Source organism: Pseudomonas sp. DSP3-2-3 (genome assembly GCF_049898225.1).
In the GTDB taxonomy this organism is placed as follows: Bacteria; Pseudomonadota; Gammaproteobacteria; order Pseudomonadales; family Pseudomonadaceae; genus Aquipseudomonas.
In genome coordinates, this window is record NZ_JAFCXH010000027.1 from 24514 (window position 1) to 48975 (window position 24462).

The following is a 24462-nucleotide window of genomic DNA, read 5'->3' on the forward strand; positions in this document are numbered from 1 at the left end:
ACTCCCGATTGGGAGGGTTCACAGACCAAAAGTCTCGTGAATGGGCACTTAACAAAAACAAAAAGCCCGAACAGACAATAAAAATAAGAGCACACACTTTGGGGGAGCTTCGGCTCCCCCAGTAGCTTGCGTAACAAAACCGTTCACCCCCTTCTTGTAAGCCTGTCGCGCAGCTTCCTACACCATCCCCCGACTAAATGCTAGAATCCCCGCCCATCATGCGGTCATTCTTCGTTTTTGGCCGAATATTCCTTCAAACAGTGCATCCCATGCTGAAGAAGCTGTTCCAGTCTCTCCGTTCCCCACTGCGTAAACCGCAGCAACACATCCGCAGCACACCTGAAGTGCTCAACAGCAGCCAACACTCGCTGCAACGCAGCCAGTTCAGCCGCTACGCGGTCAGTATTGTCGAGCGCCTGCAAAACGCTGGCTACCAGGCTTATCTGGTCGGTGGCTGCGTGCGGGACCTGATGCTGCATATCGAACCCAAGGATTTCGACGTCGCCACCAGCGCCACGCCGGAACAGGTTCGCGCTGAATTTCGCAATGCCCGAATCATCGGCCGGCGCTTCAAGCTGGTTCATATTCACTTCGGCCGCGAAATCATCGAAGTCGCTACCTTCCGCGCCAATCATCCGGTGGATGATGAGGATGAAGACAGCAACCAGTCTTCGCGTAACGAGAGCGGCCGGATTCTGCGCGACAACGTTTACGGCACGCTTGAAGAGGACGCCCAGCGTCGCGACTTCACGATCAATGCCCTGTATTACGATCCGGTTTCCGAGCGCGTGCTCGATTACGCCAACGGCGTCCACGACATCCGCAACCGCCTGATCCGCCTGATCGGCGATCCGCAGCAGCGCTATAAAGAAGACCCGGTGCGCATGCTGCGTGCCGTGCGTTTCGCCGCCAAGCTGGATTTCGGCATTGAAAAACACAGTGCCACGCCGATCCGGCCGTTGGCGCCGATGCTGCGCGATATCCCCTCGGCGCGTCTGTTCGAAGAAGTGCTCAAGCTGTTCATGTCCGGTTACGCCGCATCGACCTTCGAAATGCTGGTCGATCTGGAACTGTTCGAGCCGCTGTTCCCGGCCAGCTCCAGGGCCCTGGAATACAATCCGACCTACACCCACACGCTGATCAGCGAAGCCCTGGCCAATACCGACCTGCGCATCAAACAGAACAAGCCGGTCACCCCGGCGTTCCTGTTTGCTGCCCTGCTCTGGCCAGCCTTGCCCGCCAAGGTGCTGCGCCTGCAGGAACGCGGCATGCCGCCAATTCCGGCCATGAACGAAGCGGCGCAAGAGTTGATCATCGAGCAGTGCCAGCGCATCGCTATTCCGAAGCGCTTCACCATGCCGATCCGTGAGATCTGGGACATGCAGGAACGTCTGCCGCGTCGCTCCGGCAAGCGTGCCGACATGCTGCTCGACAATCCACGGTTCCGCGCCGGTTACGACTTCCTGCTGCTGCGCGAAAGCGCCGGCGAAGAGACGGATGGCCTGGGCGAATGGTGGACCGAGTATCAGGAGTGCAACGACAGCGAACGCCGCGAGATGATTCGCGACTTGAGCGGCAAGCCTGACGCCACCGGCGCGCCGCCGCGCAAACGTCGGCGCACCAGTGGTGCCAAGCGCAAACGCGCCGCTGGCGACGCGCCGAATGCTTCCGGCGAATGATCCAGGGTTGCTGACATGGAACGCGTCTATATAGGCATGGGCAGCAACCTGGCCGATCCCGCCGAGCAATTGCGCAGCGCAATCAAAGCATTGACGCAGTTGCCGCACAGCCAGTGGATCGGCGTTTCAGCCTTGTACATCAGCGATTCCCTGCTTGCTGGCCAGCCGCGCTTCACCAATGCGGTTGCCGCGCTGGATACCGGACTGACACCGCTGGAACTGCTCGACCGGCTGCAAGCCATCGAACTCGACCAGGGCCGCGAACGTCATGAGCGCTGGGGACCGCGCACGCTGGACCTCGACATTCTCTTGTTCGGTGAGCGCCTCATCGACGAAGCGCGCCTCAAAGTGCCGCACTATCACATGCACGCCAGGGCCTTCGTGCTCTACCCGCTGGCCGAGCTTGCCCCTGATTTGCAGCTGCCGGACGGCCGCTCCCTGAGGCAAATGCTCGCCGATTGTCCCTTCGAAGGACTTGAGCGCCTGCCCGCCCGCACCTGACCCGGTAACAGGTCCGCTGTAACCGGGTGGCATGCGGTAACACGGGCAATTGACTTCACGTCCCCTCCTCACGAAGATAGGCGTCCCCGCCAGCCTGTTCGCTGGCCCATGGGCGCAAGCAGGACTCGGTAAACACCGCAAAAACGACGGTGTACCTGCTTTTCCAGGATGAAACTCACGCGTTGCTCGCCGTAGTGTTCACAGCGCCTGATCGAGGACTTTTCCATGCCAGATATCACTGTTACGTCGTTGCTGGGCCTGAAACAAAAGGGTGAGAAAATCACCATGCTGACCTGCTACGACGCGACCTTTGCCCATGCTGCAAGCCAGGCCGGCGTAGAAGTGCTGCTGGTCGGCGATTCGCTGGGCATGGTCCTGCAAGGTCATGACAGCACGTTGCCGGTTACCACCGCCGAGATGGCCTATCACGTGGCCTGCGTCAAACGCGGCAATCAGGGCGCGCTGATCATGGCTGACCTGCCGTTCATGTCCTACGCAACCCTCGATCAAACCTTCGCCAACAGCGCAGCGCTGATGCAGGCCGGTGCGCACATGCTCAAGATCGAAGGCGCGGCCTGGCTGGCGGAGTCGATTCGGCTGCTGTCCGACCGTGGCGTTCCGGTTTGCGCCCACATGGGCCTCACGCCGCAAGCGGTGAATGTGCTGGGCGGTTACAAGGTGCAAGGCCGGGCGGAAACCCAGGCGCGGCAAATGCGGGCCGATGCCATTACGCTTGAGCAGGCTGGCGCGGCGATGCTGCTGCTGGAATGCGTGCCTTCCGAGCTGGCCGAGGAAATCAGCCATGCGGTGAAGATTCCGGTCATCGGCATCGGCGCGGGCAGCGCCACTGACGGTCAGGTGCTGGTCCTGCACGACATGCTGGGACTGGCCATAACCGGTCGTGTACCCAAGTTCGTGAAGAATTTCATGATCGGTCAGCCCGACATTCAATCGGCATTGCAGGCCTACGTTGCGGCAGTCAAAGACGTCAGCTTCCCGGCAACTGAACACGGATTTTCAGCATGATCACCGTAAAAACCGTGCGCGAATTACGCGCGGCTGTCGCACGTGCGCGCAGTGAAGGCAAGCGAATCGGCCTGGCGCCCACCATGGGCAATCTGCACAGCGGCCATGCGGCGCTGATTACCAAGGCTGCGCAACGCGCGGACTTCGTGGTCGCCACCATTTTCGTCAACCCGTTGCAGTTCGGCCCCAACGAAGACCTGGCCACTTACCCGCGCACTTTGGCAGCGGATCAGGAGAAACTGCTCCAGGCCGGCTGCCATCTGCTGTTCACGCCAACGGTTGAAGAGATGTATCCCCACGGCATGGCCGACCAGACCATCGTCAGCGTACCGAGTCTGTCCGAAGGTTTGTGCGGCGCCAGCCGTCCGGGACACTTCGACGGCGTCGCCACGGTGGTCAGCAAACTGTTCAACATGGTCCAGCCGGATCTGGCCGTGTTCGGCGAGAAAGATTTCCAGCAACTGGCAGTGATCCGGGCGCTGGTCCGCGACCTGAACATGCCGATCCAGATCATCGGCGAGCCCACGGTTCGGGCGGCGGACGGTCTGGCGCTGTCCTCGCGCAACGGCTATCTCAGCGAAGAACAGCGCGCTATTGCGCCCGAGCTGTACCGGGTGATCTGCCAGATTGGCGACGCGATCAGCAACGGCGAGCAGGACTTCAGTACGCTGCTCAACACTGGCAAGCGCCAGCTCGAAGCAGCGGGTTTGCGTATCGACTATCTGGAAGTTCGCGAAGCCACCAGCCTGCGTCCGGCGACTGCCGAGCACAGTGACCTGGTCATTCTGGCGGCGGTTTACCTGGGCAAGACGCGCCTGATCGATAACCTGCACCTGAACCGGGAAGCTGCATAACCATGCAAAGCATCATGCTGAAAGCCAAGCTGCACCGTGCCGAAGTCACTCACGCAGTGCTCGACTATGAAGGCTCATGTGCGATCGATGGCGAATGGCTGGACCTGTCCGGGATTCGCGAGTACGAACAAATCCAGATCTATAACCTGGACAACGGCGAGCGTTTTACGACCTATGCCATTCGAGGCGAAGCAGGCTCGCGGATGATTTCCGTCAACGGCGCCGCCGCTCATAAAGCGAAAGTCGGTGATCGTGTGATCATCTGCGCCTATGCTCAGTACACCGAGGCCGAGCTTGAGCATTTCAAGCCGCGAATGCTGTACATGGCTCCCGGTAATGAACTTAGCCACACCAGCAATGCCATACCGGTACAGGTGGCCTGACGAACCAGCCCCGAACATGTTTAATGCCCGGACGATGTTGTGTGAAAAAGTACCGAGCCCAGGTAAAGCGAAGCGCAGACAAACAGGCGCACAGGTATTAGTCTCCAAGGCCGTAAAACCTGTCTGATCCCGCTCGCTTTTAAGGTCCAAAGCCAGTTCCAAGTACAAGGAAACCCGCAGCGATGGCGTACTACCGCACCCCTTCCGATGTGACCAGCCTGCCCGCTTGGCAGGCACTCAATCAACACCGCGAAGCCATGCAGGATTTCAGCATGCGCGAAGCGTTCAACGAAAACCCGCAGCGTTTCAGCGAATTCACCTTGAGCAGTTGTGGTTTGTTTCTCGATTACTCGAAAAACCTGATCACCAGTGAAACCCGCGACTTGCTGGTAAGCCTGGCCAATGAAGTTGGCCTCAAGGAAGCCATCAAGGCGCAATACGATGGCGAGCTGGTCAACGCCTCCGAAGGCCGCCCGGCGCTGCATACCGCGCTGCGCCGTCCGGTGGGCGACAAGTTGCAGGTCAACGGCGTCAACGTGATGCCCGAAGTCCACAAAGTGCTCAACCAGATGACTGATCTGGTCGGCCGCATTCACGACGGTCTGTGGCGCGGCTATACCGAGAAGCCAATCACCGACGTGGTGAACATTGGCATCGGTGGTTCGTTCCTCGGTCCGGAACTGGTGTCCGAAGCATTGTTGTCCTACGCGCAGAAAGGCGTTCGCTGTCATTACCTGGCGAACATCGACGGCAGTGAGTTCCACGAACTGACCTTGAAACTGCGTGCTGAAACAACGCTGTTCATCGTTTCGTCGAAGACCTTCACCACGCTGGAAACCCTCAAGAACGCTACGGCTGCCCGTGCCTGGTATCTGGCGCAAGGCGGTTCCGAGGCCGAGCTGTATCGTCACTTCATCGCTGTATCGAGCAACAATGCCGCGGCCGTGGCATTCGGTATCCGTGAAGAGAACATCTTCCCGATGTGGGACTGGGTCGGCGGTCGTTATTCGCTGTGGTCGGCTATCGGCCTGCCCATCGCGCTGGCCATCGGCATGTCCAACTTCAAGGAACTGTTGTCCGGCGCGTATTCGATGGACCAACACTTCCTGACCTCGTCGTTCGAACAGAACATGCCGGTGCTGCTGGCGTTGCTGGGCGTCTGGTACGGCAACTTCTGGGGCGCGCAAAGCCACGCGATCCTGCCTTACGATCACTACCTGCGTAACATCACCAAGCACTTGCAGCAGCTGGATATGGAATCCAACGGCAAGAGCGTGCGCCAGGACGGCACGCCGGTTTCCACCGACACCGGCCCGGTCATCTGGGGCGGCGTTGGCGCCAACGGTCAGCATGCCTATCACCAGTTGTTGCACCAAGGCACGCAGATGATTCCGGCTGACTTCATCGTACCGATTGTCAGCTTCAACCCCGTTGCCGATCACCACCAGTGGCTGTACGCCAACTGCCTGTCGCAGAGCCAGGCGTTGATGATGGGCAAGACCCGCAGCGAAGCCGAAGCTGAGCTGCGCGACAAGGGCATGGCTGAAGGCGACGTGCAGAAGCTTGCGCCGCACAAGGTCATCCCCGGCAACCGTCCGAGCAACACCCTGGTGCTCGAACGCATCAGCCCCCGTCGCCTCGGCGCACTGGTGGCGATGTACGAACACAAGGTCTTCGTGCAAAGCGTAATCTGGGGCACCAACGCCTTCGATCAGTGGGGCGTGGAGCTGGGCAAGGAAATGGGCAAGGCGGTTTACCAGCGCCTGACCGGCGGCACCGACGAGCCGGCTGACGACGCGTCGACCCAGGGCCTGATCAATTATTTCCGTGGTCGTCACCGCGGCTGATCCTGCGCTCAACGCAACACCCAAACCCGCCGCTCTCGCCAGAGACGGCGGGTTTTTGCGTTTCTGGGCGTAGATTGAACCCACCCAACCCCGACGCACTACACTGCGTGGTGACCTCCACAAGAATAAGGAACCGTCATGTTCGATATCAGCAGATATCCCAAGGCCGATGCCGTGCGCCAGGCCGCGCAGCTGAGCGCCGCCGATTATCAGCGCATGTACCGCGAATCGGTAGAACAACCCGACCTGTTCTGGGCCGAACAAGCCAGACTATTTCTCGATTGGTCTGCACCGTGGACTGACGTCCAGCATGCCGATCTGACGACCGGCGAAGCCCAGTGGTTCGCCGGAGGAAAACTCAATGTCAGCTACAACTGCATCGATCGGCATCTCCAGCAGCGCGGCGAGCAGATAGCCATTATCTGGGAAGGCGACAATCCTTCTGAATCCGCTGAAATAACCTACAAAAAACTTCATCACAACGTCGCCCGCCTGGCCAACGTGCTGAAAAGTCGTAGCGTAAAAAAAGGTGATCGGGTGTGCATCTACATGCCGATGATCCCCGAAGCGGCCTACGCCATGCTTGCCTGCACGCGAATCGGTGCGGTGCATTCGGTGGTTTTCGGTGGTTTTTCGCCGGATGCCCTGCGTGACCGGATTCTCGATGCCGACTGCCGCATGGTGATTACCGCTGACGAAGGCGTGCGCGGCGGCAAATATGTGGCGCTCAAACAGAATGTCGACAAGGCACTGCAAAGTTGCCCGAACGTCAGCACGGTGCTGGTGGTGCAACGCACTGAAGGCGATGTGGATTGGGTGCCGGACCGGGATATCTGGTATCACGAAGCCGTGCGCAGCATGAGCGATGACTGCCCGCCAGAACCGATGGACGCCGAAGATCCGCTGTTCATCCTCTACACCTCTGGCAGCACCGGCAAACCCAAAGGCGTCCTGCACACCACCGGCGGCTATTTGCTACAGGTGGCGATGACCCATAAATACGTCTTCGATTACCGCGACGGCGAAGTCTTCTGGTGTACGGCGGATGTCGGCTGGGTGACCGGCCACAGTTACATCGTCTATGGCCCGCTGGCGAACGGCGCGACGACCTTGATATTCGAAGGCGTGCCCAGTTACCCGGACAGCTCGCGCTTCTGGCAAGTGATCGACAAGCATCAGGTGAATATTTTCTATACAGCGCCCACTGCGCTGCGCGCCTTGATGCGCGAAGGGCTCGCCCCCTTGCAGGACACATCCCGGGAAAGCCTGCGTTTGCTCGGCAGCGTCGGTGAGCCAATCAACCCGGAAGCGTGGGAATGGTATTTCCATCACGTAGGCAAAGAGCGCTGCCCGATTGTCGATACCTGGTGGCAGACCGAGACCGGCGGCATTCTGCTCACCCCGCTGATCAGCACCAGCCGGATCAAACCAGGCTGCGCCACGCAGCCGATGTTCGGCGTGCAACCGGTGTTGCTCGACGACAAGGGTCAGGAAATCCACGGCGCGGCCAGCGGCCTGTTGGCGATCAAGGCCAGTTGGCCGGGGCAGATTCGCAGCGTGTATGGCGACAAGCAGCGCATGATCGATACCTATTTCAAGCCATATCCCGGTTATTACTTCACTGGGGACGGCGCGCGGCGCGACGAAGACGGCGATTACTGGATCACCGGGCGCGTGGATGACGTCATCAACGTTTCAGGCCATCGGATCGGAACCGCCGAAATCGAAAGTGCGCTGGTACTGCACGACAGTATTGCCGAGGCCGCCGTCGTCGGTTATCCACACGACGTCAAAGGCATGGGCATCTACGCCTTTGTCACGCCAATGAATGGTGTCGAACCCAGCGAGGAGTTGCGCAAAGAACTGCTCGCTCACGTCAGTTCGGAAATCGGCAGTTTTGCCAAACCCGAGCTGATCCAATGGGCGCCCGCCCTGCCCAAGACACGCTCGGGAAAAATCATGAGGCGCATTCTGCGCAAGATTGCCTGCAATGAACTGGACACTTTGGGCGACACCTCCACCCTCGCCGACCCGAGCGTGGTAGAAGGGCTGATCGACAAACGCTTGAATCGTTGAGCGGAGCAGGGCATGGTCCTCGCATAGGTTCAGTAGGAGCGGCTTCAGCCGGGAGAGCAACCTCGCGGCTGAAGCCGCTCCTACGGGATTACGCGTCAATTCAAGTGGTTATGTTTTGTTCATGAGAGCCCATGGAATTCATCCGAAGTCGTATTGAAACCCAAGTCATGAGCCTCACCGGGCTGTCACTCGGCCAACTGGATCTGGAAAACCCCAAGGGCGATCCCGGTTTGTTCGGGCCAGAGGCCATCTGCTGGCAAGTCCACGGTGACTTTCCCAGCATGTTGATCGGCGGCATCAGCGCCCTGATGTTGCAGGCGCTGCATCCGCTCGCCCTGGCCGGTGTCTGGGATCACTCCAACTTTCGCCAGGACATGCTCGGCCGCTTGCGGCGCACCGGGCAATTCATCTCCGGCACCACCTTTGGCTCCACTCAGGACGCCAACTGGCTGATCGACAAGGTGCGCACGATTCATCTGCAGGTGACCGGTTCCGCGCCCGATGGCCGACCTTATGCCGCCAGCGACCCCGATTTGCTGACCTGGGTGCATGTCGCCGAGGTCAGCAATTTTCTCGCCGCGCATTTGCGCTATCTGAATCCGGAGCTTTCCCTCGCGGATCAGGACCGGTACTACAACGAAACGGCACTGATCGCCGAACGGCTTGGTGCGCGGAATGTGCCGCGTTCGTCGCAGGAAATCGCCGACTATCTTGCAGGCATCCGTCCGCAATTGATGTGCGACGAGCGCAGCCGGGAAGTCTTGCGTCTGCTGCTGGCGGCGCCCGCACCGAGCGCGATGGCCAAACCCATGGGCTCGTTGATGATGCAGGCAGGCATTGAATTGCTGCCTGACTGGGCCAGCGCGATGCTCGATCTGCATCAGTCCCCCTTGCAGCGCAAGATGATCCGCGCTGCCGTCAAACGCAGCGCTCCGGTGTTGCGCTGGGCGGTGCGCAACGGCTCGATTCATCGCGCCCGGCGACGCATGGGCCAGTAAGCGAAACGGCAAACGAAAACGGATACTGGTCGGTTCTCGGTTGGAAGCGCCCGCCATTTGTGTGACAACATGGACCTCTTCATCACAACGACTCGGGACCGCCGCATCATTCCCGACGTAAAACCCTAACAAAAGTGAGGATCCGCGCCATGCAAGACGTCGTTATCGTTGCCGCCACTCGTACCGCTGTCGGAAGTTTCCAGGGTTCTCTGGCAAATGTTTCCGCTGTCGATCTGGGCGCGGCCGTCATTCGCCAGTTGTTGGCGCAGACCGGCCTTGATGGCGCGCAAGTCGATGAAGTGATCATGGGCCAGGTTCTCACCGCTGGCGCCGGACAAAACCCCGCGCGGCAGTCGGCGATCAAGGCAGGGCTGCCGTTTGCGGTACCGGCCATGACCCTCAATAAAGTCTGCGGCTCGGGCCTCAAGGCCCTGCATCTGGCGACCCAGGCGATTCGTTGCGGCGACGCCGAGGTGATTATCGCGGGCGGTCAGGAGAACATGAGCCTGTCCAACTACGTCATGCCGGGCGCACGCACCGGATTGCGCATGGGCCACAGCACGCTGGTGGACACCATGATCAGCGATGGCTTGTGGGATGCATTCAACGATTACCACATGGGCATCACTGCCGAGAACCTGGCCAACAAGTACGAAATCAGCCGCGAAGCGCAGGATGCTTTCGCTGCGCAATCCCAGCAGAAAGCCGTAGCCGCCATCGAAGGCGGGCGCTTCGTCGAGGAAATCACGCCGATCCTGATTCCTCAGCGCAAAGGCGATCCGATTGCCTTCGCCACTGACGAACAACCGCGCGCCGGCACTACCGCCGAATCGCTGGGCAAGCTCAAGCCCGCCTTTAAAAAAGATGGCAGCGTTACAGCGGGCAACGCCTCATCGCTCAACGATGGCGCCGCAGCCGTGATCCTGATGAGCGCCGCCAAGGCCGAACAACTGGGTTTGCCGGTGCTGGCACGTATCGCCGCCTATGCCAACGCGGGCGTCGACCCGGCGATCATGGGCATCGGCCCGGTCAGCGCCACCCGCCGCTGCCTGGACAAGGCCGGTTGGTCCATTGAACAGCTGGACCTGATCGAAGCCAACGAAGCCTTCGCGGCGCAAGCGTTGTCGGTCGGCAAGGAACTGGGCTGGGACATGGCCAAGGTCAATGTCAACGGCGGCGCAATTGCCCTGGGCCACCCGATCGGCGCATCGGGCTGTCGCGTGCTGGTGACCCTGCTGCATGAAATGATCAAGCGCGATGCCAGGAAAGGTCTGGCGACCTTGTGCATTGGCGGCGGACAAGGGGTTGCGCTGGCGTTGGCGCGGTAAACACCTGACTGAAACGATTCAATGTGGGAGCAAGCTTGCTTGCGAAGAGGCCGGTACATTCATCAATGTCTCGCGTCAGACATCACGCCTTCGCGAGCAAGCTCGCTCCCACACGAGCCTCGCTCCAACAGATCCATCCCATCGACGCAACGCGAGGCAGCGATCTCTCCCCGCATCACTTACCTGATAAACTGCCGCGCCCATTCCAGCCCGAGGCGCTTTGCATGTCTTCCTTGATTCAGGCGCTAAGCGTCGCCCTCGATAACCGCCAATCCTTGCTGACCCGATTGCATCAACAAGGCACGGACTGTTATCGGCTGTTCCACGGCAGCCAGGAAGGCGCCAGCGGCCTGACCATCGACCGTTACGGCCCGCAATTGCTGGTGCAGAGCTTTCACACGCGCCTTGAGCGTGATGCGCTGCTGGAGCTGCACGCGACGGTCAACGCCCGGCTGAACCTCCACACGCTGCTGGTCTACAACGACCGGTCACAGGGCAATTCGCGAATCGACCGCGACGACGCCGTTTACCAGGCTGAAGATGCCGCACTGCAAGATCTGATCGGCCACGAATGGGGCCTGAATTACCGTGTACGCGGACGTCATGCCGGTCAGGATCCGCTGTTGTTCCTCGACTTGCGCAACACGCGCGGCTGGGTCAAGCAGCACAGCGCAGGCAAAAGCGTGCTCAATCTGTTCGCCTATACCTGCGGCGTCGGCTTGAGCGCAGCATCGGGCGGCGCACGGGAAGTCTGCAATCTGGATTTTGCCGAGGGCAATCTCGCCGTCGGCCGGGAAAATGGCGCGCTCAACCCGCAGTTGCCGAGCATGGAATTCATCCAGTCCGATTATTTCCCCGCAATCCGGCAAATGGCCGGGCTGCCTATCGCTCAGCGGCGCGGGCACAAGCTGCCGGACTACGTGAAGCTGGATCAGCGCCAGTACGATCTGGTGTTGCTCGACCCGCCCGCCTGGGCGAAAAGCGCCTTTGGCACGGTCGATCTGCTGCGCGATTATCAAAGCCTGCTCAAGCCCGCGCTGCTGACTACGGCGGACAATGGTGTGCTGATCTGCTGCAACAATCTGGCAAAAGTAAGTATGGAAGACTGGCGCGAACAGGTGCTGCGCTGTGCCACCAAGACCGGGCGCCCGGTTCGTGAGTGGCAGATCATGCCGCCGGCCGAGGACTTCCCGTCCATGGACAATCAGCCGCCGCTCAAGACGTTGATCCTCCAGCTTTAAGCCACACAGCGCTCAGAGACTTCCTACAAGTACGAAAGGCGTCACCTTCGGAACCAGATTGGCGTGCCATACTCAAAGGACCTCCGATATAGAAAGACGACGCCTCACATGTACAAAGGATTGAAACGCGCGATTGGCGCCCTACTGGTGGTCTTCGGCCTCTATACCGTACTGGGCTTTCTCATCCTCCCCGGCGTTGCTTTGCGCATCGCCAACCAGCAACTGGCGAATTACTCCACAGTGCCGGCGCGGCTCGACCGTCTGGAGCTGAATCCGTTCAGCCTGGAAGTGACGCTGTGGGGCCTGAATATCGGCGCGCCCGGTAAAGAACAGGTCGGTTTCGAAAAGCTGTATGCCAACCTGCAGATCGACAGCCTCTGGACCCGCGCCCTGCATTTGCAGGCCGTGGAGCTGGTCAAACCCAAGACCGAGCTGTTGTTCGACAAGCAGGGCAAGCTGAATCTGGCCCAGCTGTTCAAGCTGCCACCCAGCGAACCGGTGAAAGACGAGCCGCCCGGCAAGCCGTTCCCGCTGCGTATTGACCAAATCAAACTGGCGGATGGTTTTGTCCATTTCCAGGACCTGCGCCCCAGCGAAGCCATCGAATTCCTTTACGACAAGCTCAACTTCGAGCTGAAGAATCTCAGCACTCTCCCCGAAGACAACGCCGACATGACGCTGGTCGCGGCGGGTCCCGAAGGCGGCCAGATCGATTGGGTCGGACGCATCAGCCTGGTGCCGATCACCTCCGAAGGCACGCTGAAAATCACCGACGGCAAGATGAAAGTCTGGTGGCCTTATGTGCGCGACGCCTTGCCGCTGGCGTTGCAGGATGGCGTGCTGAATTTCAGTACCGCCTACACCTTGAACCTGTCGAAGGACACCGAACTCAAGCTGACGAACCTGGCCCTGAGCGTCGCGCCTTTTGCGATCAATACGCCTGACGGCCGCCCGCTGGTGCGCCTGCAGCGTCTGGATGTCAGCGAGACATCGGTGGATCTGGCCAGACAATTGGTCAGCGTCGGCAGGATCCGCAGCAACAAACTCGAAACCTGGGCCGCGCGCGAAGCCGACGGGCAACTGGATTGGCAAAAGCTCTTCGCCAGCCAGCCGGGCAAAACCGCCCCGCCAGCCGCCAAGGCCCCGGCCGTGGACGAAAAGGCTCCGCAATCGGGCGCGGCAAGCGACGCGCAAGCGCAAGCCGCTGCCAAACCGGCAACGGCGTCCAAACCCTGGCAGGTGCTGCTCAAGGACGTGCAGCTGCGCGATTATCAAATCCACCTCGCCGACCGCGTACCCAAAGAGCCCGTGGCAATTGATGTCGGCCCGCTGAATCTGGACGTGCAGAACTTCGACAGCCTGAATAAATCGCCTTTCACCCTCAAGCTGGACACCGGCATTGGCAAACAAGGCAATCTCACTGCCGCCGGCGACGTGAACCTGAATCCGGTCAGCGCCAGGCTGCAAGTGACCACCAAGGACATCGACCTGCGCGTCGCCCAGGCTTACATCAGCCCGTTCATCCGCCTTGAATTGCGCAGCGGCATGCTCGGCAGCGATCTGGCGGTCAACCTGAAAAACACCGAGCCGCTGGCGTTCAGCATTAATGGCAAGGCTCAGGTAGATCAGCTGCATACGCTCGATACGCTGAAACAGCGGGACTTCCTCAAGTGGCAACAGCTGACGCTTGAAGGACTGAATTATGAACACGGCGACAGCCTCAACATTGCCAAAGTGAACCTGGCGCAACCCTATGCGCGGTTCATGATCAACGATGACCGGACCACCAACGTCGATGATTTGCTGATCCCGCAACCGGCCGATAAAACCCCGACAGCCAAGACCAGCGCGAGCGCGAGCAAAGAAAAACCACTGGGCATTCGTGTCGGCGAAGTCAACATCAATGACGGCTCGGCCAACTTTGCCGACTTCAGCCTGACCCCCAACTTCGCCACCGCCATCCAGCAACTCAATGGCCAGATCGGCACGCTGGACAATCGCCAATCGAAACCGGCCACGGTCAACATCAACGGCAAAGTGGATCGCTACGCGCCGGTGACGATCAAGGGCAGCCTCAATCCTTTCGACCCAATGGCTGCGCTGGATATCGCGACAAGTTTCAAGCGCGTGGAACTGACCACACTTACGCCCTACTCCGGGAAATTTGCCGGCTATCGCATTCGCAAGGGTCGACTCAATCTTGACCTGCATTACAAAATCACCAAAGGCCAGCTGCAGGCGGAGAACAAGGTGGTGGTCGAGCAATTGCAGCTGGGGGAAAAGGTCGACAGCCCGGACGCGATGGATTTGCCGATTCGTCTGGCGATCGCGCTGCTCAAGGATACCGACGGCAAGATATCCATCGAGCTGCCGGTTTCCGGTGACTTGAACAACCCGCAATTCAGCGTCATGCCAATTGTCTGGCAGACCTTGCGCAATCTGGTGGTGCGCGCCGCAACCGCGCCGTTCAAGTTCATTGGCGGGCTGGTCAGCGGCGGAGGCGCCGAGGACCTCGGCAGCGTGTCGTTCGCGCCGGGCGGCAGTGAGTTGAGCGGCGATGCGCAAAAGGCCCTGGACAAGCTCTCAGCCGCACTCAAGGAGCGTCCGGCCTTGCGCCTTGAGATCGAAGGCACCGCTGCGGCAACCGCCGACGGTCCGTTGATTGCCCAGGCGCGACTGGAACGCGAATATCAATACACCTATTACAAGATCCTCCAGCGCCGGGGCGATAAAGTTCCCGCTCAGGCATCGCTGGTCGAAGTACCGGACAGTGAAAAAGCGCCGATGCTTGAGGGCATCTACCGCGCGCGCCTGAAGAAACAGCCATTGGCGCAGTGGGTAGACCTGGGTAAGGAAGAGCGCTCCAAGGTCATGCGCGACGAGATTCTCAAGTTCTGGAGCGGCAGTGAAACCCTGCTGCGCGAACTGGGCCAGGAGAGGGCGAGCAGCATCAAGGATTATCTGGTCGACAAAGGCAAGCTGGCGGACGAGCGCGTGTATTTCGTCGATGCTTCCTTGGGCGAAGCGCAGAAGAATGGCACCGTAATCAGCCCACTGCATCTGGATAGTGAGTAACTCTTGAAGACTTCTTTCACAGTACGCCTGTTACTCAGCGCGGGCCTGCTGTCGCTGACCTGTGCTGCGCAGGCTTCGACGCTGCGTTGCGGTAGCCAGCTGATCAGCGTCGGCGACCGGGCATTCGACGTCCAGCAGAAGTGCGGAATACCGGTGAGCCAGGATGTCATCGGCAGCAAGGAAACCTTCAACAGCACGTACCGCAAATCTGAAGAGGTGCGGGTCGAAGAATGGATCTACGGCCCCGACAACGGCATGTATCAGTATTTGCGCTTTGAAGGTGGCCGGCTGGTGCGAATTGAGAGTCAGCGGCAGCGGTGAAAAGCGATTTGGTGGGAGCGAGCTTACTCGCGAATAATAACTGCACCACCCTTTTCGGCTATCACACCGCCTTCGCAAGCAAGCTTGCTCCCACAAGCTTTCGCCGCCCACAATAGAAAAAGCCCCGACGTAAACGCCGGGGCCTTTAATGACCACATCCTTGTGGTCTTCGCATGAACCTTCAATCAGTCAGTCATTCGCCCTTGCGGGCGAAGGCTGCTTGTATAAATGTTCAGCGCATATTCTTCCACTTACTCAGCTTTCAGGCCGGCAGCGGAGACGTCTTTGACGCCTTTGATTTTCTTGGTGATCGCGACAGCGGTAGCTTTCTGGGCTTCGGTCACTTTAACCATGGAGGACAGGGAAACCACGCCTTTGTTGGTTTCAACCTTGATGTCCGAACCCGGGATGCCTTTTTCAGTCAGCAGGTCTGCTTTGACTTTGGTGGTGATCCAGGTATCAGAAGTGTCTTCTTTGACTTCTTGAGTCGTGGTGTTGGCTGCCAGGACCATCGGAGCTTGAGTCGAGGTCTGTGCGAAAGCAGCGTTTGCCATGGTCAGAGTCAGGGCAGTGGCGGTAGCAGCAGCGATAGCAAACTTCTTCATACGAGTAACTCCTGTTTTTCTCTAAATCTGCGCCAGCAAGTGGCAGCAGGGTTACGGTATATATCGCAATCGCTGTGCCAACCCTCAATCAACAATAAAACCTATATAAATCAGTCAGTTATAAAATTCATGATTTCGTCGAATCGTGCAGATTGCCCGTTCGTCATTCTGGGCACGTGCAAGTTGCATGTTTCCGACGTTCGCCGACACGAATCATCTAAGTCTTTAATTGCGCTCATAAAAAAAGGACCCCGAAGGGTCCTTTTCTCATCGTTCAGCTAATCCGCAGATTAGACGCCCGATACTTTTGCTGCTGCAACGTCTTTGATCGACAGCTTGATACGGCCGCGGTTGTCCACGTCCAGTACCAACACTTCGACTTCCTGACCTTCCTGCAACACGTCGGTCACTTTCTCTACGCGAGCGTCGCTCAGCATGGAGATGTGCACCAGGCCGTCTTTGCCAGGCAGGATGTTGACGAATGCGCCGAAATCGACGATGCGCTCAACCTTGCCGACGTAGATCTTGCCGATTTCCGCTTCTGCGGTGATACCCAGAACGCGCTGACGTGCTGCCTCAGCGGCTTCCTTGGTTTCGCCAAAGATCTTGATCGAGCCGTCGTCTTCGATGTCGATCGAAGCCTTGGTCTCTTCACAGATCGCACGGATGGTCGCGCCGCCTTTACCGATAACGTCACGGATTTTGTCGGTGTCGATTTTCATCGCGATCATGGTCGGAGCATTTTCCGACAGCTCGGTACGCGACTGACCAATGATCTGGTTCATCTGGCCGAGGATATTCAGGCGCGCTTCCAGGGCTTGGCCCAGAGCGATTTCCATGATTTCTTCGGTGATGCCTTTGATCTTGATGTCCATCTGCAGCGCGGTAACACCTTTGGCGGTACCGGCTACCTTGAAGTCCATGTCGCCCAGGTGATCTTCGTCACCGAGGATGTCGGTCAGGATGGCGAACTTCTCGCCTTCTTTAACCAGACCCATGGCGATACCGGCAACCGGCGCCTTCATCGGCACACCAGCGTCCATCAGTGCCAGGGAAGCACCGCAGACCGAAGCCATGGAGCTGGAACCGTTGGACTCGGTGATTTCCGATACAACACGGATGGTGTACGGGAACACGTCAGCGGCAGGCAGCATCGCTTGAACCGAACGACGAGCCAGACGGCCGTGACCGATTTCACGACGACCAGCGCCGCCCATGCGACCACACTCACCTACCGAGAACGGAGGGAAGTTGTAGTGCAGCATGAACGGGTCTTTTTTCTCGCCTTCCAGGGTGTCGAGCAGTTGTGCATCACGGGCAGTACCCAGTGTTGCAACAACCAGCGCCTGGGTTTCGCCACGGGTGAACAAGGCCGAACCGTGGGTCTTTGGCAGAACGCCGACTTCGATGTTCAGCGGACGTACAGTGCGCGTGTCGCGACCGTCGATACGTGGCTTACCGTTAACGATGTTCTCGCGCACGGTGCGGTATTCGATTTCGCCGAAGGCAGCTTTGACTTCGCTGGAAGTCGGCTGGCCTTCTTCACCGGACAGTTTGGCAACGATCTGGTCTTTCAGCTCACCCAGACGGGCATAACGCTCGTGCTTGATGGTGATGGTGTAAGCCTGGGAAATCGCTTCGCCGAACTCGCTACGGATAGCGCCCAGCAGAGCGGTGGCTTCAGGCTTCGGCTGCCAGTCCCACGTTGGCTTGGCGGCTTCAGCGGCGAGCTCTTTGACAGCGTTGATCACGACCTGGAACTCGTCGTGAGCAAACAGTACGGCGCCCAGCATCTGGTCTTCGGTCAGCTCTTTGGCTTCGGACTCAACCATCAGCACGGCTTCGGAAGTACCGGCAACGACCATGTCCAGGCTCGAAGCCTTGAGTTGCTCGTAAGTCGGGTTCAGCAGGTAGCCGGTGCTTTCGTGAAAAGCAACGCGCGCCGCGCCGATAGGGCCGTCGAACGGGATACCGGAAATAGCCAGTGCCGCCGAGGTGCCGATCATGGCAGCGACGTCTGGATCAGTCTTTTTGCTGGTGGACAGAACGGTGCAGACAACCTGCACTTCGTTCATGAAGCCTTCTGGAAACAACGGGCGGATCGGACGGTCGATCAAACGCGAAGTGAGGGTTTCTTTCTCGGAAGGACGGCCTTCACGCTTGAAGAAACCACCAGGAATCTTGCCGGCAGCGTAGGTTTTTTCCTGATAGTGCACGGAAAGTGGGAAGAAGCCTTTGCTTGGGTCAGCTGTCTTGGCGCCGACCACAGTCACTAATACGCTGACGTCGTCGTCAACGGTGACCAATACTGCGCCGGAAGCTTGACGGGCGATACGGCCTGTCTCGAGGGTTACGGTCGATTGACCGAATTGAAATGTCTTGATTACCGGGTTCACGGTTTCCTACCTTATCTGTGGCTCTTGGGGAACTGGTTTCTTGCGAATTCTTGGGCAGTGCGGGGAATCGGCCCCACGACAGTCCAGATGCAACTAGAGGCTGGGAGCCTGCCCGACTCACCGAAACAACCGGCGAGCCCACGACAGACAACCAACCTCTATCCGAGTCGTTATTAGCGACGCAGACCCAGACGACCGATCAGGGCGCTGTAACGGCTAACGTCCTTACCTTTCAGGTAATCCAGCAGCTTGCGACGCTGGTTTACCATACGGATCAGACCACGACGCGAGTGGTGGTCCTTACCGTTGGCCTTGAAGTGGCCTTGCAGTTTGTTGATGTTGGCGGTCAGCAGTGCAACTTGCACTTCTGGCGAACCAGTATCACCAACAGCTTGCTGGTAGTCGGTTACGATCTGAGCTTTTTCTTCAACGCTGAGTGCCATGTGGGCAATCCTTTTATCAGGAAACCGTACCAGAGATGCGGTTTCAACAGGCCGAGAGCAAACTCTCGTATTAAAAAGTGAGGACTGACCATGCCTGTTAACAGCCATCCTCATACCGTTGAAGCAGGAAACCCCGCTTCACCGGGTTCGGTCATTCTGACCGAATCAATCGACGTGGCGCGATCCGCCCGTCTTCGCTCACTTCACCGATGCCGATGAAGCGACCTTCGTGATCTTGTACCCGAACCATGCCGAACTGCGGCGCGTCCGGTGCTCTTACTGGTTGACCATGCAACCAGTAAAACGAACTGTGCTCCGAGAATTGCAGCAGCGGCCAGTGTTGCAGACCGCTGTCCGATGGCATCAGGAAGCGATCAACCGCTTCATTGCCGCCGTCGGCGTGCACTTGCTCCAACTCTTCCAGGGTGACCGTCTGGGCCAGGCTGAAAGGTCCGGCTTGTGTACGACGCAGCTGCGCGACGTAGGCGCCACACCCGAGTTTTTCACCAATATCTTCAACCAGTGTGCGGATATAGGTGCCCTTGGTGCAGTCCACCGACAAGCGTGCAGTCTCGCCTTCGCTTTCCAGCAATTCCAGGCGCGCAATAGTAACAGAACGCGCCTCGCGCTCCACTACTTCCCCCGCCCGGGCCAGTTTGTAAAGGGGCTGGCCATCACGCTTGAGCGCTGAGTACATCGGCGGTATCTGACTGATTTGCCCACGAAAAGCAGGTAAAACGGCTTCGATATCTGCACGACCAACGGTCACCGGACGCGTCTGCAAAACTTCGCCTTCGGCGTCAGCCGTCGTCGTTGTCTTGCCCAGTTGCATCACCGTCTCGTAGGACTTGTCCGAATCGAGCAGGTATTGCGAGAACTTGGTAGCCTCGCCAAAGCACAAAGGCAGTACACCCGTGGCCAAGGGATCGAGACTGCCGGTGTGCCCGGCCTTTTCGGCATTGAGCAACCAGCGCACTTTCTGCAAGGCCGCGTTGGAAGTGAAGCCCAGTGGTTTGTCGAGCAGGATGATCCCGCTGACGTTCCGGCGTATACGCTTGACCTGAGCCACTCTTTATTCCTCGGTGCTTTCTGGCTTCGCGTTCTGCGCCGCGCTTTCCGGATGCTGACCGTCTTCAGCCACTGCGCGCTCGATCAACGCCGAGAGGTGCGCGCCACGCACGACGCTTTCGTCGTAGTGGAAGTGCAACTGAGGAACGCTGCGCAGCTTCATTTCGCGGGCCAATTGCATGCGCAGGAAACCTGCGGCGGAATTGAGCACCTTGATGGTCTGGGCAATTTCTTCAGCACTGTCCTGACCCATCACGGTCATGAAAATCTTCGCGTGACCCACATCACGGCTGACATCAACAGCAGTAATGGTGACCAGACCTACGCGCGGGTCTTTGACTTCGCGGCGGATCAGCTGGGCCAGCTCGCGCTGCATCTGATCGCCAATGCGTTGGGTACGGCTATATTCTTTTGCCATGTTTTGCTACCTGATACTGACCGGGGACTAAACCCTTGCGGTCTGAAAGCGGCAAACGCCCGGCCTGACGGATGTCGGACCGGGCGTTGCGTTTAGAGCCCATGACAGGACGCGGGGCATTTGCATGCGGCGACCTGTCATGGCTCCGATAGCTCGCGACTTAGAGGCTGCGAGCCACTTGGACCTTCTCGAAGACTTCGATCTTGTCACCGACCTTGACGTCGTTGTAGCTCTTGACGCCAATACCGCATTCCATGCCGGCACGAACTTCGGCAGCGTCGTCTTTGAAGCGGCGCAGGGATTCCAGCTCGCCTTCAAAGATAACGATGTCTTCACGCAGAACACGGATTGGACGGTTACGGTGAACAACACCTTCAAGAACCATACAACCGGCGATTGCGCCGAATTTCGGAGAACGGAACACGTCACGCACTTCGGCGATACCCAGGATATTTTCCCGAACGTCGCTGCCAAGCATACCGGTGAGGGCTTTCTTGACGTCTTCGATGATGTCGTAGATCACGTTGTAGTAACGCATATCCAGACCTTCCTGCTCGACGATCTTGCGCGCACCAGCATCGGCACGCACGTTGAAGCCGAACAGAACAGCGTTGGAGGCCAGTGCCAGGTTGGCGTCGCTCTCGGTGATACCACCGACACCGCCACCGACTACGCGCACTTGCACTTCATCGTTACCCAGGCCGCCCAAGGCGCCCTGCAATGCTTCCAGCGAGCCACGGACATCGGATTTGAGGACGATGTTAAGCGTCTTCTTCTCTTCCTGACCCATGTTCTCGAAGATATTTTCAAGCTTGCCGGCGTGAGCACGGGCCAGTTTGACTTCGCGGAACTTGCCCTGACGGAACATCGCGACTTCTCGCGCTTTCTTCTCGTCAGTCATTACGCTCATCTCGTCGCCAGCGTCCGGCGTGCCATCAAGACCCAGGATTTCGACCGGAATCGATGGACCTGCTTCCTTGATTGACTTGCCGTTCTCGTCGAGCATCGCACGGATACGACCGAAGTTCGAACCAACCAGAACCATGTCGCCCTGACGCAACGTACCGTCCTGAACCAGAACAGTCGCAACAGGACCACGGCCCTTGTCCAGACGGGACTCGACTACAACACCACGGCCAGGAGCCGAAGGCGTTGCCTTGAGTTCCAGGACTTCAGCTTGCAGCAGAACAGCTTCCAGCAGGTCGTCTACACCAGTACCCACTTTCGCGGAAACCGAAACGAACGGCGTATCACCGCCCCACTCTTCAGAAGTAACGCCGTGAACCGACAACTCGCTACGGATGCGATCGAGATCAGCGCCCGGCTTGTCAATCTTGTTCACTGCAACAACCAGTGGAACGCCAGCTGCCTTGGCATGCTGAACAGCTTCAATGGTCTGCGGCATCACGCCGTCGTCCGCTGCAACGACCAGGATCACGATATCCGTTGCCTTGGCACCACGAGCACGCATTGCGGTAAACGCAGCGTGACCCGGGGTGTCGAGGAAGGTGACCATGCCGCGTTCGGTTTCAACGTGGTAGGCACCAATGTGCTGGGTGATGCCGCCGGCTTCGCCTGCAGCTACCTTGGCACGACGGATATAGTCGAGCAGGGAAGTCTTACCATGGTCGACGTGGCCCATTACGGTCACAACCGGCGCACGGGAGAACGACTCGCCTTCGAACTTCAGGGACTCGGCCAGGGAATCTTCCAGGGCGTTGTCGCTGACCAGGGTCACTTTGTGGCCCAGTTCTTCAGCAACCAGTTGGGCAGTTTCCTGATCCAGTACCTGGTTGATGGTGGCTGGAGTGCCCAGCTTGAACATGAACTTGATGATTTCAGCAGCCTTGACCGACATCTGCTGGGCGAGATCGCCAACAGTGATGGTCTCGCCGATCTTCACTTCACGCACGACAGGGCCGGTTGGGCTCTGGAAACCGTGGGCGTTGCGTTTTTTCAGCTTGGCCTTGCCGCGACCACCGCGACGGAAGCTGTCGCTTTCTTCGTCGGTAGTACGTGGCGCAACACGTGGCGTTGGCGCTTTCTCTTTAACAGAGGCGCGATGCGGAGCGTTCTTGCGATCGCCGTCGCCGCCACGAGCATTTCTGTCGTCGCTGCGTGGTTTGTCCGGACGACGCTGTTCGTCACGCTTGCGCGCATCGGCAGCAGGTGCCGGAGCAGGCGCGGCAGAAACAACCGGCGCTTGTGGCGCAGGCTCGGCAACCGGAGCTGGAGCCGTCGGCGCTGCAACAGCATCGTTGGCTGTAGCAGCCCCGGCAGGCTGGTTGCGTGCGTCTTCTTCGACGCGGCGCCTGGATTCTTCTTCAGCTTTTTGACGAGCAGCATTTTCTACTGCGCGGCGTTCGTCCATTTCGCGTTTGCGCTCGGCTTCGATTTCTTCCGGGCTGCGCTGAACGAATACTTTCTTCTTGCGAACCTCAACGCTGATGCTCTTGCTGCCAGCAACGCGCAGGGTGCTCGTGGTTTTGCGCTGCAAAGTGATCTTGCGCGGCTCTTCCACTTTAGCCTTGTGACCGCTTTTCAAATGCGTCAACAGGGCTTGCTTCTCGTTATCGGTCACAACTTGCTCGGCGGCGGTGTGCGGCAGACCTGCCTCACGCATCTGCTGTAACAGGCGCTCTACCGGTGTGTCGACCACTTTGGCCAGTTCTTTCACCGTGACTTGCGTCATGCACTTCTCTCCTCAGGCCGCGCCTACTTACTCGAACCAATGGGCTCGGGCGGCCATGATCAACTTGCCGGCACGAATATCGTCAATGCCGTCGATGTCGAGCAGGTCGTCAATAGACTGCTCGGCCAGGTCTTCGCGGGTAACAACGCCGCGCACCGCCAGTTCCATCGCCAAATCCTTGTCCATACCCTCAAGCGAGAGCAGGTCTTCGGCCGGATGGGCGTCTGCCAGCTTTTCCTCAGTAGCGATGGCTTTGGTCAACAAACGATCCTTGGCCCGAGCGCGAAGCTCGTTGACGGTATCTTCGTCAAAGCCGTCGATGTTGAGCATCTCCTCCACCGGTACATAGGCAATCTCTTCCAGGCTGGTGAAGCCTTCATCAACCAGTACCTGCGCGAGATCTTCGTCGACTTCCAGCTCTTCGATGAAGTTGCGCAGAATGTCGCCGGTCTCTGCTTGCTGCTTAGCCTGGATGTCCGATTCGGTCATCACGTTCAGGGTCCAGCCAGTCAACTGACTTGCCAGACGAACGTTTTGACCACCGCGACCAATGGCCTGCGCCAGGTTGTCCGCGCCAACGGCGATGTCCATTGCATGGGCATCTTCATCAACGATGATTGCCGCGACTTCAGCCGGGGACATCGCGTTGATGACGAACTGCGCCGGGTTATCGTCCCAAAGGACAATATCCACTCGCTCGCCGCCCAATTCGCCAGAAACAGCCTGAACGCGCGAACCACGCATGCCGATGCAGGCGCCTTGCGGATCGATTCGTTTGTCCTTGGAGCGAACAGCGATTTTTGCACGCGAACCCGGGTCACGAGAGGCAGCCATCACCTCGATGAGACCTTCGGCGATTTCCGGAACTTCAATCCGGAAAAGCTCGATCAGCATCTCTGGCGCAGTACGCGACAGGATCAGCTGAGGGCCACGGTTTTCAGTGCGTATTTCTTTGAGCAATGCCCGAACGCGAACACCTACGCGGAAAGTCTCCCGCGAAATGATGTCTTCACGTGCCAGCAAGGCTTCAGCATTGTTGCCAAGATCAACGATGACATTGTCACGCGTCACTTTTTTAACAGTACCGGAAATGATTTCGCCCAAACGCTCACGATAAGCGTCGACGACCTGAGCACGCTCAGCCTCACGGACCTTCTGCACAATGACTTGCTTCGCGGTCTGAGCTGCGATGCGACCGAATTCGATGGAATCGATCTTCTCTTCAATCAGATCGCCCGCGACGGCACCAGGCTTTTTGGCTTGCGCCTGGTCGACAGCCAATTCGTATGCCGGGTCGTCAAGATCTTCGTCTTCGACCACTGTCCAGCGACGAAAAGTCTCGTAGCCACCCGTCTGACGATTGATCTCTACACGCAGTTCAACTTCATCTTCAAAGCGCTTCTTGGTAGCAGTGGCAAGAGCCAGCTCCAGTGCTTCGAAAATCACTCCTGCCGGAACGCCCTTTTCATTGGACACCGACTCAACAACCAGCAGTACTTCTTTGCTCATCG

The 24462-nt window shown here is 58.7% G+C and carries 19 protein-coding genes; 12 read left to right on the plus strand and 7 right to left on the minus strand.

Annotated elements, in window-relative coordinates:
* Positions 1–269: 269 nt before the first annotated feature.
* From ACP7E4_RS24355 to ACP7E4_RS24410, 12 genes are all read left to right on the plus strand, one after another.
* A complete protein-coding gene (locus ACP7E4_RS24355) occupies positions 270–1679 on the plus strand; it encodes a polynucleotide adenylyltransferase PcnB (RefSeq protein WP_426118027.1) in 1410 nt (469 codons plus the stop codon).
* A 15-nt stretch (positions 1680–1694) separates the two neighbouring features.
* The gene (folK, locus tag ACP7E4_RS24360) at positions 1695–2180 is read left to right on the plus strand and encodes a 2-amino-4-hydroxy-6-hydroxymethyldihydropteridine diphosphokinase (protein ID WP_426118028.1); all 486 of its coding nucleotides are present in this window, start codon (positions 1695–1697) and stop codon (positions 2178–2180) included.
* 225 nt (positions 2181–2405) lie between these two features.
* Positions 2406–3206, plus strand: a complete 801-nt coding sequence (gene panB, locus ACP7E4_RS24365; RefSeq protein ID WP_426118029.1) for a 3-methyl-2-oxobutanoate hydroxymethyltransferase — start codon at positions 2406–2408, stop codon at positions 3204–3206.
* Entirely contained in the window at positions 3203–4060 is an 858-nt protein-coding gene (gene panC / locus ACP7E4_RS24370) for a pantoate--beta-alanine ligase (protein ID WP_426118030.1), read from the plus strand. The genes panB and panC overlap by 4 nt, the downstream gene beginning before the upstream one ends.
* A gap of 2 nt (positions 4061–4062) precedes the next feature.
* A complete protein-coding gene (gene panD / locus ACP7E4_RS24375) occupies positions 4063–4443 on the plus strand; it encodes an aspartate 1-decarboxylase (protein WP_426118031.1) in 381 nt (126 codons plus the stop codon).
* A gap of 182 nt (positions 4444–4625) precedes the next feature.
* On the plus strand, positions 4626–6290 hold the full coding sequence (pgi, locus tag ACP7E4_RS24380; protein WP_426118032.1) for a glucose-6-phosphate isomerase: 1665 nt from the start codon (positions 4626–4628) through the stop codon (positions 6288–6290).
* Positions 6291–6428: 138 nt separating this feature from the next.
* A complete protein-coding gene (gene acs, locus ACP7E4_RS24385) occupies positions 6429–8366 on the plus strand; it encodes an acetate--CoA ligase (RefSeq protein WP_426118033.1) in 1938 nt (645 codons plus the stop codon).
* 131 nt (positions 8367–8497) lie between these two features.
* Positions 8498–9364, plus strand: coding sequence for an oxygenase MpaB family protein (locus tag ACP7E4_RS24390; protein WP_426118034.1), 867 nt, complete (start codon positions 8498–8500; stop codon positions 9362–9364).
* 149 nt (positions 9365–9513) lie between these two features.
* Entirely contained in the window at positions 9514–10692 is a 1179-nt protein-coding gene (locus ACP7E4_RS24395; RefSeq protein ID WP_426118036.1) for an acetyl-CoA C-acetyltransferase, read from the plus strand.
* Positions 10693–10916: 224 nt separating this feature from the next.
* Entirely contained in the window at positions 10917–11933 is a 1017-nt protein-coding gene (locus tag ACP7E4_RS24400) for a class I SAM-dependent rRNA methyltransferase (RefSeq protein ID WP_426118037.1), read from the plus strand.
* Positions 11934–12041: 108 nt separating this feature from the next.
* Positions 12042–15008, plus strand: coding sequence for a DUF748 domain-containing protein (locus ACP7E4_RS24405; protein ID WP_426118038.1), 2967 nt, complete (start codon positions 12042–12044; stop codon positions 15006–15008).
* A gap of 27 nt (positions 15009–15035) precedes the next feature.
* On the plus strand, positions 15036–15329 hold the full coding sequence (locus ACP7E4_RS24410; RefSeq protein WP_426118073.1) for a DUF2845 domain-containing protein: 294 nt from the start codon (positions 15036–15038) through the stop codon (positions 15327–15329).
* A gap of 251 nt (positions 15330–15580) precedes the next feature.
* On the opposite strand, the gene ACP7E4_RS24415 is transcribed toward ACP7E4_RS24410, so the two are convergent.
* The 7 genes from ACP7E4_RS24415 to nusA all read right to left on the minus strand — a co-directional run bounded on the left by ACP7E4_RS24415 (position 15581) and on the right by nusA (position 24460).
* Positions 15581–15934 carry a BON domain-containing protein gene (locus ACP7E4_RS24415; protein ID WP_426118039.1) on the minus strand — a complete coding sequence of 118 codons (354 nt, stop codon included), beginning with the start codon at positions 15932–15934 and terminating at the stop codon, positions 15581–15583.
* Between the two features lie 290 nt (positions 15935–16224).
* Positions 16225–18330, minus strand: coding sequence for a polyribonucleotide nucleotidyltransferase (gene pnp / locus ACP7E4_RS24420; RefSeq protein WP_426118040.1), 2106 nt, complete (start codon positions 18328–18330; stop codon positions 16225–16227).
* Between the two features lie 173 nt (positions 18331–18503).
* Positions 18504–18773: a 30S ribosomal protein S15 gene (gene rpsO / locus ACP7E4_RS24425; protein WP_002555121.1), complete on the minus strand. Its 270-nt coding sequence runs from the start codon at positions 18771–18773 to the stop codon at positions 18504–18506.
* 151 nt (positions 18774–18924) lie between these two features.
* A complete protein-coding gene (gene truB, locus ACP7E4_RS24430) occupies positions 18925–19842 on the minus strand; it encodes a tRNA pseudouridine(55) synthase TruB (protein ID WP_426118041.1) in 918 nt (305 codons plus the stop codon).
* Positions 19843–19845: 3 nt separating this feature from the next.
* Entirely contained in the window at positions 19846–20259 is a 414-nt protein-coding gene (rbfA, locus tag ACP7E4_RS24435; protein WP_426118042.1) for a 30S ribosome-binding factor RbfA, read from the minus strand.
* A 160-nt stretch (positions 20260–20419) separates the two neighbouring features.
* Entirely contained in the window at positions 20420–22951 is a 2532-nt protein-coding gene (gene infB / locus ACP7E4_RS24440; RefSeq protein WP_426118043.1) for a translation initiation factor IF-2, read from the minus strand.
* A gap of 27 nt (positions 22952–22978) precedes the next feature.
* Complete coding sequence (gene nusA / locus ACP7E4_RS24445) at positions 22979–24460, minus strand: transcription termination factor NusA (protein WP_020293198.1); 1482 nt, start codon at positions 24458–24460, stop codon at positions 22979–22981.
* Positions 24461–24462: the final 2 nt, after the last annotated feature.